This is a genomic window from Streptomyces sp. NPDC048278 (assembly GCF_040652195.1).
GTDB lineage: Bacteria > Actinomycetota > Actinomycetes > Streptomycetales > Streptomycetaceae > Streptomyces.
Map to the genome: position 1 here is coordinate 344115 of NZ_JBEZLP010000004.1, position 15556 is coordinate 359670.

Genomic DNA, 15556 nt, shown 5'->3' on the forward strand with positions numbered 1-15556 from the left:
CGGATGTGGAAGGGCCGGAGGTCGACTGCGGGCCGGTGGGGGTTGAGCGCGCCCACGCGGCGGAGCCGCAGATGTCGTCGCCCCGCGCCCCCGAGCAGCAGGGAGTCGACGGCGCCGGAGCTGAAAGTGCACCGCCCACTCGTGGATTCCTCGCCAAGGCCGCTCTGGGCACCGCCGTCTTCTCGGTGCTCGGGTCGTTGCTGGGGTTGATCCGGGACCAGTCGCTCGCGCGGCTGTTCGGGGCCGGACGGGACACCGACGCGTTTCTCGTCGCGTGGACCGTGCCCGAGTTCGCGGCGACGCTGCTGATCGAGGACGGGTTGGCGTTCGCGCTGGTGCCCGCCTTCAGCCTGGCCCTGGCGCGCCGGGGGCAGGGGGCGCCCGGCGATCCCGTCCGGGCTCTCGTCGTGGGGACGCTGCCCAAGCTGGCCCTGGCCTTCGCCGGGGTCGGCGCGCTGCTGATCGGCGGGGCGCCGCAGCTCGTGGAGGTGCTCGCGCCCGGGCTGCGGGATCCCGGGCTGGCCGTCGGCTGCACCCGGCTCACCGCCACCTGTGTGCTGACCTTCGGGCTGGCCGGGTACTGCAGTGCCGCCCTCCGCGCGCACCGGAGCTTCCTCGCCCCCGCCGCGATCTACGTCGCCTACAACGCGGGCATCATCGCGGCGATGTTCGCGCTCGGCGGCCACTGGGGCGTCAGGTCGGCGGCGTTCGGGGTGGCGGCCGGGGGCGCCCTGATGGTCGTCGTACAGGTCCCGGCGCTGCTGCGGCAGTTGCGCCACCGGCCCAAGGCGCGGGAGGAGGGCGTGACCGGGACCGGGGAACGCCCGCTGAACGTGGCGCTGATGGCCACCGTGCTGCTGTTCGCGCTGTGCCGGCAGTCGCAGGTGCTGATCGAGCGGTTCCTCGCCTCGCATCTGCACTCCGGGGCCATCTCGCACCTGAACTACGCGCAGAAGGTCGCGCAGATCCCGATGACGATGTCGATGATGCTGTGCACGGTCACCTTCCCGGTGGTGGCCCGGGCGCTGGCCGAGGGCGACACCGAGCGGGCCCGGAGCCGGGTCGAGCGGGATCTGTCGGTGGCCGCGAGCGTGGTGCTGCTCGGCACCGCCGTGGTCGTGGCCTGCGCGCCGCAGCTCATCCGACTGCTGTTCCAGCGCGGGGCGTTCACCACCGCCGACACCGCGGCCACGGCCGATGTGATGCGCGTGTACGCGCTCGGGCTGCTCGGGCAGACCCTGGTCGGGGTGCTGGTCCGCTCCTACTTCTCGGCGGGCCGCGCCACCTGGTACCCGGTGGGCGCGATGGCCGCCGGGATCGTGGTGACCTCGTGGATCGGCGCCCTGACGGTCGGCCGGTACGGCGTCACCGGCATCGCCGCCGCCAACGCCGCCGGCATCACCGCCACCGCCGTGCTCCTGCTGGCCGGGACGGGCCCGCGCAGCGTCCCGATCCGTACCCGGCGGGTGCTCGTCGAGCTGAGCCGGCCGGTGCGGGCGGCGGTCGCCGCGACCGCCGTCGGGATCTTCGCCGCCGCGCAGCCGGCGGACCCGCTCACCGGTCTGGCCGCAGGCGTCACGGCCGTCACCGTCGTCTTCGTCCTGCTCGGCCGGGCCCTGGACGCCCAGGGTTTCGCACCCGCACTCCGTTCCGTAGCCACCGTCACCCGAAGGCTCGCGCATGCCGTCTTCCATTGAGTCCGCCGCGAGGGCCGGACGCGTCACCGGCCCGGTCCCCTGGGTCGCCATGTACCACTCCGTGGGCGACTGTTCCGACGACCCGTACCGCGTCACCGTCTCCCCCGCCCGGCTGGAGAAACAGCTGGGCTGGCTGCGCCGGCGGGGGCTGCGCGGGGTGTCGGTGTCCGCGCTGCTGGCGGCCCGGGCCCGCGGCGAGGGGCGCCGGCTGGTGGCGCTGACCTTCGACGACGGGTACGCCGACTTCCTCGACCACGCCCTGCCCCTGCTCGACCGCTGGGGCTGCGGTGCCACCCTGTTCGTGCTGCCCGGGCGGCTCGGCGGCGACAACGCCTGGGACCCGCTGGGCCCGCGCAAGCCGCTGCTCACCGCCGACGGTGTCCGGCGGGCCGCCGGCAGCGGGGTGGAGATCGGCTCCCACGGGCTCACCCACGTCGACCTGACGAAGGCCGACACGGAGACCCTGCGGGCCGAGACCGCGGACAGCCGGGCGCGGCTGGAGGAGCTGGTCCAGGCCCCCGTCGAGGGCTTCTGCTACCCCTACGGCAGCGTCGACGAGCGGGCCGTCGACGCCGTGCGGGACGCCGGGTACGGCTACGGCTGCGCCATCGACCCGGGCCCGCTGGGCGGCCCGCACGCGCTGCCCCGCGTGCACGTCGGGCAGCACGACCACGCCGTACGCCTCTTCCTGAAGTACCGGCTGCACCGGCTGCGCCGCCGTCCCGTCGAGGGGCTGTGAATGAAGGCGCTGCATGTCATCACGGGCCTCGGGGTCGGCGGCGCGGAGCAGCAACTGCGGCTGCTGCTGCGGCATCTGCCGGTCTCCTGCGACGTCGTCACGCTCACCAACCCGGGGCCGGTCGCGGACGGTCTGGCCGCGGACGGGGTGCGGGTGGTCCACCTGGGGATGGCCGGGAACCGGGACCTGGCCGCGCTGCCCCGCCTGGTCCGGCTGATCCGCGGGGGCCGCTACGACCTGGTCCACACCCACCTGTACCGGGCCTGTCTGTACGGCCGGATCGCCGCGCGCCTGGCGGGGGTCAGGGCGGTCGTCGCCACCGAGCACTCCCTGGGCGACTCGCAGCTGGAGGGGCGTGAACTGACGTCGGGCGTACGGGCGTTGTACCTGGCGGGTGAACGGCTCGGGCGGTCCACGGTGGCCGTCTCGCCGACCGTCGCCGAGCGGCTGCGCCGGTGGGGGGTGCCGGGGCCGCGGATCGAGGTCGTCCCGAACGGCATCGACCTGGACCGCTTCCGCTTCGACCCGGACCGGCGCCGGCGCGTCCGCGACCGCCTCGGCATCCCGCGGGACGCCTGGGTCGTCGGTGCCGTCGGGCGGCTCGCGCCCGGCAAGCGGTTCGGCGTCCTGGTCGAGGCGCTCGCCCGGCTCCCCGGCGACTGCAGGCTGCTGCTGGTGGGCGGCGGCCCGGAGGAGGAGGCCCTGCGCAGCACGGCGCGGGCGGCCGGGGTCGACGGCCGGGTGGTGTTCGCGGGCGAGCGGCCCTACGCCTCCGACCGCGCCGAGGACCCCGACCTGCCCGCCCTCACCTCCGCCATGGACGTGTTCGCCTCGCCCTCCGCCGAGGAGGCGTTCGGTCTCGCGGTGGTCGAGGCGCTGGCCGCCGGACTGCCCGTGCTCTACAGCTCCTGCCCGGCCGTCGAAGACCTGCCGCCGGCCGCCGCCCCGGGCGCCCGCCGCGTCCCGGGCGGTGCCGCCGCCTACGCCGGGGCGCTGGCCGCCGTCCGCGCCGCGGGACCCGGCCCGCGCGGCGTGCCGGACGCCGCCCGTCACTACTGCATCACCCGCAGCGCCGCCCAGCTCATGGACGTCTACGCGGCAGCACTCGCCACCACACCTCAGGGAGCCAGTACGCCATGACCGAGAACACCGTCCGAGCACCCCGCCCGTTCCCGCGCGCGATCCCGCCCTGGTCGCTGCTGGCGGCCGGCGTCCTCGCCGGCGGGCTGCTGGGCGGCGCCTACGGCGTGCTGACGCCGCCCAGCTACACGGCGACCGCCTACGTCATCGCCGTCACCGCCGACAAGTCCGACACCGCGTCCGCGCAGGGCTTCGCGCAGGCCTACGGCCGGGTCGCCACCCAGCTCGCGGTGCTCGGGGACGCGCAGATGTGGGCCGGGGTGCCGCTGAAGACGCTGCAGAGCAGTGTGCAGACGGAGACCTCGCCGGACGCGCCGATGGTCGCCGTCTCGGCCACCTCGCCGCACGCCCTCCAGGCCACCGACATGGCGAACGCGGTGGCCCGCTCGCTCATCCAGCACGCCGACGACACCAAGAGCGACACGAACGTCGAACTCCTCCAGTTCTCCCGGGCGCCGAAGCCGACCACGCCGACCTCCACGTCCTCGAAGGTGACCGCTCTGGTGGGCGCGAGCGCGGGCGGGCTGCTGGGCGGTCTGGTGCTCCTGGTCCGGCCCCGGCGCCGGGTGGCGGAGGCCGCCTTCCAGGCCTCGGTGCCCGGCCCGGCCGTCGCCGCCGACGTACACGGACAGCTGTGACGACGACGGCCCACCCGACGCTCGCCGCGTACACCACCGAACTCGTCACCGACGAGGGCGCCTTCGCCGAGCTGGCCCCGGCCTGGGGCCGCCTCTACCGGCGGTGCGGCACGGCCACCCCGTTCCAGAGCCACGCCTGGCTGCACTCCTGGTGGCGCTCCTACGGCACCCCCGGCCGGCTCCGCCTGGTCCTGGTCCGCTACGGCGGTGAGCTGGTCGGCGCGGCCCCGCTGACGCTGGTGCACCGGCCGCTGCCCACGCTGGTGCCGCTGGGCGGGGCGATCTCCGACTACGCGGACGTGCTGCTCGCCGACGGCGACGACGGCCGGGTGGCGGGCGCCCTCACCCGGGAGCTGGCCGAGGCGGCCCGGACGGCGCTGATCGACTTCCGCGAGGTGCGGCCCGGCGGCGCGGCGGAGCGGGTCTACGAGCGCTGGAGCGGACCGTGCCGGAAGGTGCCGGACTCCGTCTGCCTGGAGCTGCCGGCTGTGCCGATGGAGGAGCTGGTCGGCCGGCTGCCGTCCGGCAAAGCCCAGCGGGTGCGCGCGAAACTGCGCAAGCTGGGCTCGCTCGGGGTGCGCCGGGACGTGGTGCCGCCCGACGGGGTGGACGCGGCGCTGCGCCGCCTCCTCGACCTGCACCGGCTCCAGTGGCAGGGGCGGAAGGTGACCACCGAGCACCTCCAGTCCCGGTTCCAGGAGCATCTGGTGCGCTCGGTGGGGCCGATGGTGCGGTCCGGGGACGCGGTGGTCACCGAGTTCCGGCTCGACGACGAGGTGGTCGCCGTCGACCTGACCCTGCTGGCGCCGAGTCTCGCCGGCGGCTACCTGTACGGGGCGCATCCGCGGCTGCGGGAGCGCAAGGCGGACGTGGCGGTGATGCTGCTCGACGCCTGCGCCCAGCACACCGGCACCGGTGAGCGGGGCGCGCTGAGCCTGCTGCGCGGCGACGAGCCGTACAAGCACCACTGGCGGCCCCTGCCGGTCGTCAACCAGCGGCTGCTGCTGGCCCGGCGGCGCACCGCCCCGCTGCTGACGGCGGCGCTGTGCGACGCCGCCGCCCGGCAGCGGATCAGGGAGGTGCGGCAGCGGTGGAAGGAGCACCGGCAGGAGTAGGCGGTGCCGGGCCGGTCCGTGCGTCAGTCGAGGCTGAAGCAGAGCTCCCCGCCGAGCCAGTACGCGATCCAGGAACCCAGGTCCAACGACGTGCAGCCGGACGCGGGCGTGGCACTGGGCGTGACGGCCGGGGGCGAGGTGCCCGGCGACGGGGACGGTGGCGGGGTCGGTGTCGGTGTCGGCTTCTGCGTCGATGTCGGGGGCGGGGTCGTGGTGTCGGTGCGGCCGAAGAGGGCTTCGCGGTAGACGCGTGCGGAGCGCGGGTTGACCGAGCACTGCCAGACACCGTGCGGGCAGTAGTCGGTCAGCGTGTTGTACAGCGGCTTGTGCTCGTCCATCCAGGCGAGCATCCGCCGCATGTACTCGGCGTTGTCCCCGTTGCGGAAGAGACCCCATTCCGGATAGGAGATGGGTTTTCCGTGGGCCTTCGCGAAATCGACGTGCTGCTGAAGTCCGTAGGGTTCCCGCACCTGTTGGTCGAAGGAGAGTCCGGTCGGCTGGTCGTAGGAATCCATGCCGATGATGTCGACCGTGTCGTCCCCGGGATAGCACTGCGTCCACGGAACGGCGTCGCGGCCCCGGCTCGACGTGAAGTCGAACCTGAATTTCTGGCCCGGCACCGCACGCATGGTGGTGACGATTCTTTTCCAGTACGCCTTCCAGGCCTCCGGGTCGGGCCCGCAACGATGGGTGTAGGTAATGCCGTTCATCTCCCAGCCGAGCACGATGACCGTGTCCGGGACGCGCAGCTCCACCAGCCGCTCGGCCAGGGCCCGGAAGTGGTGATCGAAGTCCCCGGCGGCACCCTGCCGCAGCAGCGAGCGGACCTCGTCGTCACCGATGCCCTCCTCGTTGCGCTCCTGCATGGGCACGTTCAGGACGAGCGTCCGGTCGGCCTTCTCCCGTCGCCAGTGCGCCCAGACGTCCAGGAAGCCGGGGGCGCCCTCGATGTCGGCCCAGCGGTTGCCGGGCAGATACGTGTGCGCGACCTTGAGCTCGGTGCCGCCGAGCCAGCTGCTCAGCTGGGCCATGCGGGCGACGCCGAGCGGGCCGGAGTCGAGGAACGCCCCGAAGGCCGGGGGCGTCGCCCTGGCCGCCGCGCCGACGGCCGGTGCGTCGGCGGCCGGGGCCGGGGTCAGGGTCGGGGTCGGCAGCGGAGCCGCTGATGCCGGGACGGACGTCGTGGGGGTCGGGACGGCTGTCGCGGACGCCGGAGCCGGTGGGCCGGTGATCCGCGCCGCCCCCGCACCCACGGCGAATCCCGGGCCGGTCGCCAGGGCCGCCGAGGCGGCGACGACGGCCGCCGCGGCCACGGCCGGCCGATACCACCGGAACCGCGTCCGCTTTCGCAGCTGTGGGGCCATGCCTGCTCCTTTCTCCACCAGTACGCGTACTCGTCCGTTCGCAGCACCCCTGAGGAAGTGCCAGTTACTGACACTCAGTCATATCAATATGAATTCCGCCAGTGCGGTTGCGGCTTTCGGGTACCCCGAGCGCCCGCACGGGTGAACAGACGCAAAGGAAATGGTCCGTGTCGCTGCTAGACATCCGGGTCCCCGCGGTTCTGCTGCGGATCGACCGGAATCCCTTTCACCACGGCACCCTGGGGGCCGTGCGCTCGCTCGGCAGAGCCGGGGTGGAGGTCCACGTGGTCGCCGACTCCGCGGGCAGCCCGGTCCGCAGGTCCCGCTTCGTACGGCAGCTGCACCCACCGCCGGCGCCGGGCGCGTCGCCCGCCGACATCGCGGCCGTGCTGCGCCGGGTGGCGGCGCGGATCGCCCGTCCCGCGGTACTGATCCCGATGGACGACGCGAGCGCCATCGCGGCCGGCCGGCTCCGCGCCGACCTCGCGCCCGCCTACCTGCTCCCGCAGCAGCCTGGCACCCTGCCCGAACGCGTCGCCGACAAGGCCGAGTTGGCGGAGGTGTGCGCGGCGGCCGGGATCCCGCACCCGCCGACCCTGGTCCCGGACAGCGCCGAGCAGGCCGCCGCCGCGGTCCGGCGGCTCGGGCTGCCGGTGATCGCCAAGTGGAGCCGGCCCTGGCTGCTGCCGGCCGGGGCCGGGCTGCGCAGCACGGTCGTGGTGCGCTCGGCGCAGGAGGCGGTGGAGCTGTACCTGCGCAGCGAGGAGGCGGGCAGCAGGCTGCTGCTCCAGGAGTTCCTGCCGCCGGGCCGGGACCGGGACTGGTTCTTCCACGGCTACGCCGACCGCACCGGGCAGGTGCGCGCGGGCGGCCCCGGCCGCAAGCAGCTGGCCTGGCCGCGGGGCGCCGGACTGACCGCGGTCGGCCTGTGGACGCCCAACCCGCAGGTCCGGGCGCTGGCCGAGCGGCTCACCGGCGAGCTGGGCTTCCGGGGCATCTTCGACCTGGACTTCCGGCGCTGCGGCAGCACCGGCCGCTACCACCTCCTCGACTTCAACCCCCGTCCGGGCGCCCAGTTCCGGCTCTTCGCCGACAGTGCCGGCCTGGACGTCGTACGCGCCCTGCACCTGGACCTGACCCACCGTCCGCTGCCGGACGGGGTGCCGCTGGCCGGGCGGGCGTTCGTGGTGGAGAACTACGCGCCGCTGAGCGCGCTGCGTCCGGCCCCGCGCGGGCGGGAGCTGGCCTGGTCCGCGCCGGACGACCGGGGGCCGGGCCTCGCGATGTGGGCGCTGTGGGGCCGGCACGTGGCGGGCCGGCTCCTCGACCGGCTGCGCGACGGGACGGCCGTCCGGCCACCCCACCCGCACACGCCCGTGGTCCGCCAGGCCGGGGAACCCCTCGTGCCCGCGCCCCAGGCGGCGGAACCCCTCGTGCCGGCCGCCCAGCCCGCGGAACCCCTCGTGCCCGCGGCCCGGGACGAGGAAGTCACCGTGCCCGCGGCCCGGGAAGTGGAACCCCTCGTGCCCGCGGCCCGGGACGAGGAGCTCACCGTGCCCGCGGCCCGGGACGAGGAGCTCACCGGTGTGGCCGGGGTCCCCGCCGCGCCCGGTGTGGCCGGCCTCTCCGGTCTGCCCGACCGGTCCGACGACGAGAAAGCGAGCAGCTGCTGATGTACGACCTGCTGGTGGTGGGCGCGGGCCCGTACGGCCTGTCCATCGCGTCCCACGCCGCGGCGGCGGGCCTGAACGTGCGGGTCTTCGGCCGCCCGATGGCGTCCTGGCGCGACCACATGCCCCGCGGGATGTTCCTCAAGTCCGAGCCCTGGGCCTCCAACCTGTCGGACCCCGAGGCGCGTTGGCGGCTGGACGTCTACTGCGCGGGCCGCGGCGTGACCGCCCGGCACGGGCAGCCGATCCCGCTGGACATGTTCGCCGAGTACGGCCTGTGGTTCGCCCGCAACGCCGCACCGCCCGTCGACGAACGCATGGTCACCCGGGTCGCGCCGCGCGCCGGCGGCTTCGAGGCGACGACGGCGGACGGCGAGGCCGTGCGCGGCCGGACGGTCGCCCTCGCCATCGGCGTGCTGCCGTTCGTGGAGATCCCGGCCGCCGTGCGCGGCCTCTCCCCCGACCTGGTCACGCACAGCAGCCACCACGCCGGCCTGGACCGGTTCCGGGGCCGGGACGTCACGGTGGTCGGCGGCGGTCAGGCGGCCCTGGAGACGGCCGCGCTCCTCGCCGAACTGGGCGCCCGGGCACGGGTGCTGGTGCGCGCGGACGAGCTGTTCTGGAACGAGGTGCCGCCGCCCTGGCAGCGCCCCTGGTGGCAGTCGGTGCGCGCCCCGCACAGCGGGCTCGGCCCCGGCTGGCGGAACTGGTTCTACTCCGAGCGGCCCGGCCTGTACCGGCGGCTCACCGAGCCGACCCGGACCCGGATCGCGGCGAGCGCCCTCGGTCCGGCCGGTGCCTGGTGGGTGCGGGAGCGGGTGGAGTCCGGGGTGGAGGTGCTGCTCGGCCGCGAGATCACGGCGGCGCGCGCGACGGCGGGCGGGGTGCGTCTGGACACCGCGGTGCGCGGTGGCGGGGTGGGCACCCTGGAGACCGAACACGTCATCGCGGCCACGGGGTTCAGGGCGACCCGGGGGCGGCTCGCGCTGCTCGCCGACGATCTGCGGACGACGCTGGTGACCGGGGCCGACGGGGCGCCCGAGGTGGGCCGGGACTTCGAGTCGTCGTATCCCGGGCTGTTCCTGGCCGGTCTGGTCACGGCGGCGGGCTTCGGCCCGGCGATGCGCTTCGTGCACGGCGCCGGCTTCACCGCGCCGACGCTGGTGCGCGGGGTACGGCGGCGGCTGCGCTCGGGGCCGGCCGGCTGGGGCGTCCCGGCCGGGCGGCGGGAGTCCGCGCCGGACACGGTGCGGAGCTGACGGACGGGTGCATGAGGCGGCCCCGGAACGCGGATGCGAAGGATCGGCGTTCCGGGGCCGGCCGTGCCTCAGCCCGGGGGCTGGTGCGCTGCGTGACGTCGTCAGACGTTGGCGCAGGTGCCGGCGAACGACGGGTTCAGCAGCGCGATGACGTCGACGGTGTTGCCGCAGACCTCGACCGGGACGTGGACCGGAACCTCGATCACGTTGCCGGAGACGACGCCCGGCGAGTTGGCGGCAGCACCCTCCGCACCGGCGTCGGCGAAAGCGGGGACGGCACCGCCCAGCGCCAGAATCGCGCCGGCGACCACAGCAGCGGTCTTCTTCATGGACTTTCCCTTCTCTGCGGTCATGCCCGTATGTCGGCCGAAACCGAGCGAGCACAGCTTGAACGGCTCGCACCATGACCGGCAGGCTGTAGAACGAGGAATAGACAGCCGAAGAAACTACGGAACGGTTGCCGGGGGTTAATTCACTCGAACGCCCTCTCCGAATTGACACGGAGAGAGGAAACGCTTTTCCAGGCGGCCGGAATCCCCGGAACACGACGAAAGCCCGCCCGGGCGGCGCATGAACGCGCACCGCCCGGGCGGGCTTCACAGGACCGGGGTCACTGGTTGGCGACGCCGTTGGCCGCGAGGACCGCGATGTCACCCAGGACGTGCGACACCGGCTCGTCGCCCTTGGCCTGGGTGGAGTTCTCGGCACACTGCTGGTTCTGCGCCGCGGACAGGACCGGGATGTCCTGGGCCACCCCGACCGCGGCGATGATGCCGAGGATCCCCTGGGCGTTCGCCTTCGCGGGCAGGCCGACGCAGAGCTTGTTGAGCGAGCTCTGGACCAGGGTGGCCTGCGGGCTCATGGTGCCCTTGGTCACCGAGTTGCCGAACGCCTCCTTGGCACCGTTCCCGCTCGCCGAGGTGGTGCCGTGGTCGTTGCCGGTGGCAAGCGCCTGGGGGGCTGCCGCCGCCGACACGCCTACGACGGACACGGCGACCGCCGCCGCGGCCATTGCCTTCTTCAGCATTTCGCTATTCCTTTCCCGGCCCTCGGGCCAAGACGGACGTTCCTGCCCGGCATCAACCGCCCGCAACCGGAATGGTTGCGGCACCGGGCGGCACGTCACCCGTTCGGACCGACGGCCTCCCGGAATTCCCCGGAATCCCGGGCCTGACCGGATGCGAGGAATTCCGGGCGATGGGCCATTGGAGTGAAGCGGAGCAACCAACCGGAGCGCACGCAGTTGACCAGTGCGCTCCGGTGGACGGGGTGTCCTCAGAAGGGAACTGACAAGTGATCAAGAAGGTTCTGGCCGCCGCCGCAGTAGCAGCCTCCGTCGTCGGCGCCTCCGCTGCCGCCGCCTCGCCGGCCCTGGCCACCGGCAACGACCACGGCACCACCTCCGCCAGCGGCAACGGCGCCCAGCAGGCGTTCGGCAACTCCGCCACCTACGGCAACATGAGCCCCCAGCTGGCGCTCATCCAGGGCTCCTTCAACAAGCCCTGCATCGGCCTCCCCGCGAAGCTGAACCTCCAGGGCCTGGTCGGCCTGGGTGCCGTCGGCGTCCTCCAGGACGTGCCGATCCTGTCCGCGCCGCAGAACCAGCAGTGCGTCGAGAACTCCACCCAGGCCAAGGGCGACGAGCCGCTGTCGCACATCCTGGACGACATCTCCGCGCTGTCCGCGAACGGCACCGGCAACAAGTAGTCCGGAAGTACGCCGGACCCCGGTTCGGGCGCACCGGTCGGTTGATCGGACTGCGCTCCGCCAATCGGGGCATACCACGCAACCTAGGCGAATCCGGGTAGGTTGACGATCACGCAGCTCCTCCCCGGAGCCCGCCTTTCGAAAGGGAACAAACATGAAGAAGCTGTGGGCAACCGCGGCTGTCGCCGTCACCGTCGCCGGTTTCGCGGCCACGGCCGCTCCCCAGGCCCTGGCCACCGGCAACGACAACGGCACCACCTCGGCCAGCGGTAACGGCGCCAAGTCGGAGTTCGGCAACTCGGCCACGTTCGGCGACCTGAGCCCGCAGCTCTCGCTGGTCCAGGGATCGCTGAACAAGCCGTGCGTCGGCCTCCCGCTCAAGGCGAACCTGCAGGGTCTCGTCGGTGCGGTCGCCGTCGGCGTCGCCCAGGACGTGCCGATCCTGTCGGCGCCGCAGAACCAGCAGTGCGTGGAGAACTCCACCCAGGCCAAGGGCGACGAGCCGCTGTCGCACATCCTGGACGACATCTCCGCCCTGTCGGCGAACGGCACCGCGAACCAGTAGTCCGCGGACACCGCGGGCGGCGGGCCACCGGTTCCTCCGGTGGCCCGCCGCCTTTTTGCTCACCCTTCGCTCACCTGCGGTACAGCGCCTCGATCTCGTCCGCGTAGCGGGCCGTCACCGCGTGCCGCTTGACCTTCAGGGACGGCGTGAGCAGGCCGTTCTCCTCGTTGAACTCGCCCTCCACCAGGACGAAGGCCCGGATCGACTCGGCACGGGAGACGGCCAGGTTGGCGTGGTCGACCGCCTTCTGCACCTCGGCCCGCATCCGGTCGTCGCGCACCAGCCCGGCGAGCGGGGTGTCCGCCGGCAGCCCCCGTACCGACAGCCAGTGCGCGACCGCCTCGGGGTCCAGGGTGACCAGGGCGGCGACGAACGGCCGGTTGTCGCCGACCACCAGGCACTGGCCGACCGGCGCCCGGCTGCGCAGCCGGTCCTCCAGGACGGCCGGGGAGACGTTCTTGCCGCCGGAGGTCACCAGGATGTCCTTCTTGCGGCCGGTGATGGTGAGATACCCGTCCGCGTCCAGCGCCCCGAGGTCGCCGGTCTCGAACCAGCCGTCGTCCGCGAGCACTTCGGCGGTCGCGGCCGGGTTGTTCCAGTAGGCCCCGAACACCACGGGCCCCTTCACCAGCACCTCGCCGTCGTCGGCGATCCGCACGGCCGCGCCCGGGATCGGCTGCCCCACCGTGCCGGGGCGCGGGGCGAGCGGCGGCACGATCGTGGCCGCCGCACTGGTCTCGGTCAGGCCGTAGCCCTCGTAGACGACGATGCCGGCCGCGTGGAAGAACAGGCTCAGGTCGCGGTCGAGCGGTGAGCCGCCGCTGATCGCGTACCGCATCCTGCCGCCGAGCTCCTTGCGGATCCGGCGGTAGACCAGCAGGTCGTACAGCGCCCAGGCGGCGTACAGGCCGGGCCCGGGGCCCTTCCCCCTGCCGAGGAACTTCGCCAGGTGGGCCGTGGCGAACCGCACCCCGGTCCGCTCGGCGCGGTCGAAGGACGCGGCCCGCCCGATCTTCTCCGCCGTCGCCCGCCCGGTGTCGTGGATCTTCTCGAAGAGGTACGGCACCCCGACCAGGAACGTCGGCCGGAACTCCCGCAGCGCGGGCCGGAGTTCGTCCGGCTTCACGCTCGGGAAGTGCCCCATCTCGATCCGGCCCAGCAGGCAGGCGATCTGGAGCGTACGGCCCAGGATGTGGGCGAGCGGGAGGAACAGCAGGGTGGACGCGGTCCGGCCGGTGACCGCCTGGAAGACGGGGTGCAGCAGCTCGACCGTGTTGGCGGCCTCGGCGTGCAGGTTGGCGTGGGTGAGGACGCAGCCCTTGGGGCGGCCGGTGGTGCCGGAGGTGTAGCAGACGGTGGCGACCGTGCCGGGGGTGACGCCGGCGCGGCGCTCGGCCACCTCCTCGTCCGGGACGCCCTGGCCGATGGCGGTCAGGTCGGCGAGTGCACCGGTGTCCAACTCCCAGATCCTTGGCGGGTGTTCGTGGGCGGCCGTGGCGGTGGTGACGGTGGCGGTGTGCTGCGCGGTCTCGGTGACGACGTGGCGGGCGCCGGAGTCCCGGACGATCCACTCCACCTGGTCGGCGGAGGAGGTGGGGTAGACCGGCACGGTCACGCCGCCGGCCGCCCAGACGGCGAAGTCGAGGACCGTCCACTCGTAGCGGGTACGGGACATGACGGCGACGCGGGCGCCTGCGGCGAGGCCGGCGGCGATCAGTCCCTTTGCCGCGGAGGTCACTTGGGCGGCGAAGGCTTCCGCGGTGACCGGTCCTTCGCCGCGGCGGATCGCGGTGGCGTGGGGGTCCGCTGCCGCGTTGGCGTAGGGGAGGTCGGCGAGGGAGCCGGTGGTGAGCGGGGCGGCGAGGGGCGGGCGGCGCGCCTCCCGCACGACCCCGGCCTCGTCCTTGATGACTTCGACCTTGCCGCGGTCGGCCAAGTCGCTGCGTTGACGTGCTCGTTCGAGGTCGCTGCGTACGCTCATGGGGCGTCAACTTACTCGGAAGTAAGGGGAGGTCAATGGGTCTCGCCGTAGGGGATGCGGTGGTGCGCCGGGTGCGGGTGGGTGGGGGCTGGTCGCGCAGTTCCCCGCGCCCCTAAAGGGGCACTGCCTCACTGATCGCTGTTGAGAGTTCGGCGACGTCCTTGTCCTCAGTCACCTCTGCCAGAGTGGTCGCCCGGGACAGGAGTTTCGAGAGGCTCGGTGCTCCCGGCATGCCGTATTCCCCGTGCGTCAGCGCGTCCGCGAAGTACGCCGCCACTGCCGTTACCTGGAAGCGGGGGGAGGCCGACCAGACGTCGTCGTGCAGGGCGTTGGTCTCCATCGAGCCCGTGTTCTCGTGGGGGGAACGGGTGTGGGGGTCGAGCCAGCGGACCGTGGCGGTGGCGAGGTGGCCGGTGGTGCCGGGGACGGTGCGGACGGCGTAGAGGGCGGTGACCGTGTGGCCGGGGCCGATCTCGCCGCCGTCCACCTGGTCGTTGCGGAAGTCCTGGTCGGCGACCTTACGGTCCTGGTAGCCGATCAGGCGGAAGTCGGCGACCGTGTGGGGGTCGAAGGCGACCTGGGCCTTGGCGTCGCGGGCCACCAGGTCGATGTTCTGCGGGAGCCGGCGGCAGAAGACGTCGGCGGCGGTCGCGGTGTCGGAGACGTACACCGTGTGGCCGTCGCCCTTGTCGGCCAGGCGTTCCATGAGCGCGTCGCCGTAGTCGCTGCCCACGCCGACGCCGAACAGGGTGATGCCGTACTCGCGGCGGTCGCCGTCGATGCGCCTGAGGATGGCGTTCGGGTCGGTCTCGCCGTCGTTGGCGAGGGCGTCGGAGATCAGGACGACACGGTTGGTGGCGTTCTTGCGCAGCCCCTCGACGGCGGTGGCGTAGCCGGTCTCGACGCCCTCGCCGAGGTTGGTGGAGGAGAGCGGGGCGAGGCCGTCGACGGCGTCGTGGATCTCGGCGCGGTGGCCGCCGAGGCGGGTCATCGGGAGGACCGTCTCGGCGTGTTCGCTGAAGGTGACGAGCGCGACCGAGTCGTCGTCGCGCAGCCGGTCGGTCATCGTGTCCAGCGACTTCCTGGCCAGGTCGAGGCGGCCCGGTTCGCCCATGGAGCCGGAGACGTCGATGACGAAGGTGAGGGCGGCCGGGGGGCGTTGGTCGGGATCGTCGGCGGGGCGGGTGGCGAGGCCGACGCGGACCAGGGACCAGTCCGGCTCGCTGGTACGGGCGCCGTCGACGGTGACCGTGAAGCCGTCGTGCTCGGGGGTGCGGTAGTCCTGGCGGAAGCTGTTGACGAACTCCTCGGGCCGGACGGTCGAGGGGTCGGGGCGGTCGCCGTCGGCGAGGGTGCGCCGGGCGTAGCCGTAGGAGGCGGTGTCGACGTCGAGGGCGAAGGTGGAGAGGTGGTCGGAGGGTGCGGCGGTCTCGTCGCCCGCGGCCCGGGAGGGGGCCGGGGCGTCGGTGGCGGTCGTGTACTTCGGGCCGTTCGCGTGGTTCTCGTCCGCGCCGCAGGCGGTCAGCAGCAGGGTGCCCGCGGTGGTGAGGGCGAGCAGTGCCGCGCACGTCTGTCGTCGGGTCCGGTGTCGGTTCATGGCTGTGCCCCCTGTGCCGGTCGGAGTCGACTTCCTGACCTGTCCTTCTGACCTGTCGTCGACTGTGACGGCGCAGGGGGCCGG

General features: G+C 73.6%; 14 protein-coding genes. 9 read left to right on the plus strand and 5 right to left on the minus strand.

Annotated features, from left to right (window positions below; translation table 11 throughout):
- Nucleotides 1–71 precede the first annotated feature (71 nt).
- The 5 genes from AB0D74_RS10195 to AB0D74_RS10215 are packed head-to-tail and all read left to right on the plus strand — an operon-like array spanning nucleotide 72 to nucleotide 5329.
- On the plus strand, nucleotides 72–1697 hold the full coding sequence (locus AB0D74_RS10195; protein WP_362583091.1) for a lipid II flippase MurJ: 1626 nt from the start codon (nucleotides 72–74) through the stop codon (nucleotides 1695–1697).
- The gene (locus AB0D74_RS10200; RefSeq protein WP_362582681.1) at nucleotides 1681–2436 is read left to right on the plus strand and encodes a polysaccharide deacetylase family protein; all 756 of its coding nucleotides are present in this window, start codon (nucleotides 1681–1683) and stop codon (nucleotides 2434–2436) included. The genes AB0D74_RS10195 and AB0D74_RS10200 overlap by 17 nt, the downstream gene beginning before the upstream one ends.
- Nucleotides 2437–3576, plus strand: coding sequence for a glycosyltransferase (locus AB0D74_RS10205; RefSeq protein WP_362582684.1), 1140 nt, complete (start codon nucleotides 2437–2439; stop codon nucleotides 3574–3576). It begins immediately after the preceding gene.
- On the plus strand, nucleotides 3573–4214 hold the full coding sequence (locus tag AB0D74_RS10210) for a lipopolysaccharide biosynthesis protein (RefSeq protein ID WP_362582687.1): 642 nt from the start codon (nucleotides 3573–3575) through the stop codon (nucleotides 4212–4214). The genes AB0D74_RS10205 and AB0D74_RS10210 overlap by 4 nt, the downstream gene beginning before the upstream one ends.
- Nucleotides 4211–5329 (plus strand): GNAT family N-acetyltransferase, encoded by a 1119-nt coding sequence (locus AB0D74_RS10215; protein WP_362582690.1) that lies wholly within the window; start codon nucleotides 4211–4213, stop codon nucleotides 5327–5329. The genes AB0D74_RS10210 and AB0D74_RS10215 overlap by 4 nt, the downstream gene beginning before the upstream one ends.
- 23 nt (nucleotides 5330–5352) lie before the next feature.
- Here the strand turns inward: AB0D74_RS10215 and AB0D74_RS10220 are convergent, their stop codons facing one another.
- Nucleotides 5353–6693 carry a glycosyl hydrolase gene (locus AB0D74_RS10220; protein ID WP_362582693.1) on the minus strand — a complete coding sequence of 447 codons (1341 nt, stop codon included), beginning with the start codon at nucleotides 6691–6693 and terminating at the stop codon, nucleotides 5353–5355.
- A gap of 167 nt (nucleotides 6694–6860) precedes the next feature.
- On the opposite strand from AB0D74_RS10220, the gene AB0D74_RS10225 reads away from it, so the two are divergent.
- Nucleotides 6861–8366, plus strand: a complete 1506-nt coding sequence (locus tag AB0D74_RS10225; protein WP_362582696.1) for an ATP-grasp domain-containing protein — start codon at nucleotides 6861–6863, stop codon at nucleotides 8364–8366.
- Nucleotides 8366–9622: an FAD-dependent oxidoreductase gene (locus tag AB0D74_RS10230; RefSeq protein ID WP_362582699.1), complete on the plus strand. Its 1257-nt coding sequence runs from the start codon at nucleotides 8366–8368 to the stop codon at nucleotides 9620–9622. Before AB0D74_RS10225 ends, AB0D74_RS10230 begins: the two co-directional genes overlap by 1 nt.
- 101 nt (nucleotides 9623–9723) lie before the next feature.
- Here AB0D74_RS10230 and AB0D74_RS10235 read toward each other — a convergent pair whose 3' ends face one another.
- Complete coding sequence (locus AB0D74_RS10235) at nucleotides 9724–9975, minus strand: chaplin (RefSeq protein WP_362582702.1); 252 nt, start codon at nucleotides 9973–9975, stop codon at nucleotides 9724–9726.
- Nucleotides 9976–10232: 257 nt separating this feature from the next.
- Nucleotides 10233–10649, minus strand: a complete 417-nt coding sequence (locus AB0D74_RS10240) for a rodlin (protein ID WP_362582706.1) — start codon at nucleotides 10647–10649, stop codon at nucleotides 10233–10235.
- 266 nt (nucleotides 10650–10915) lie between these two features.
- On the opposite strand from AB0D74_RS10240, the gene AB0D74_RS10245 reads away from it, so the two are divergent.
- Nucleotides 10916–11329 carry a rodlin gene (locus AB0D74_RS10245; protein ID WP_362582709.1) on the plus strand — a complete coding sequence of 138 codons (414 nt, stop codon included), beginning with the start codon at nucleotides 10916–10918 and terminating at the stop codon, nucleotides 11327–11329.
- Nucleotides 11330–11483: 154 nt separating this feature from the next.
- On the plus strand, nucleotides 11484–11894 hold the full coding sequence (locus tag AB0D74_RS10250; protein ID WP_362582712.1) for a rodlin: 411 nt from the start codon (nucleotides 11484–11486) through the stop codon (nucleotides 11892–11894).
- A gap of 70 nt (nucleotides 11895–11964) precedes the next feature.
- On the opposite strand, the gene AB0D74_RS10255 is transcribed toward AB0D74_RS10250, so the two are convergent.
- Both AB0D74_RS10255 and AB0D74_RS10260 read right to left on the minus strand, forming a co-directional pair.
- Complete coding sequence (locus tag AB0D74_RS10255) at nucleotides 11965–13875, minus strand: AMP-dependent synthetase/ligase (RefSeq protein WP_362582715.1); 1911 nt, start codon at nucleotides 13873–13875, stop codon at nucleotides 11965–11967.
- Between the two features lie 112 nt (nucleotides 13876–13987).
- A complete protein-coding gene (locus AB0D74_RS10260; RefSeq protein WP_362582718.1) occupies nucleotides 13988–15472 on the minus strand; it encodes a von Willebrand factor type A domain-containing protein in 1485 nt (494 codons plus the stop codon).
- Between the last annotated feature and the right edge of the window lie 84 nt (nucleotides 15473–15556).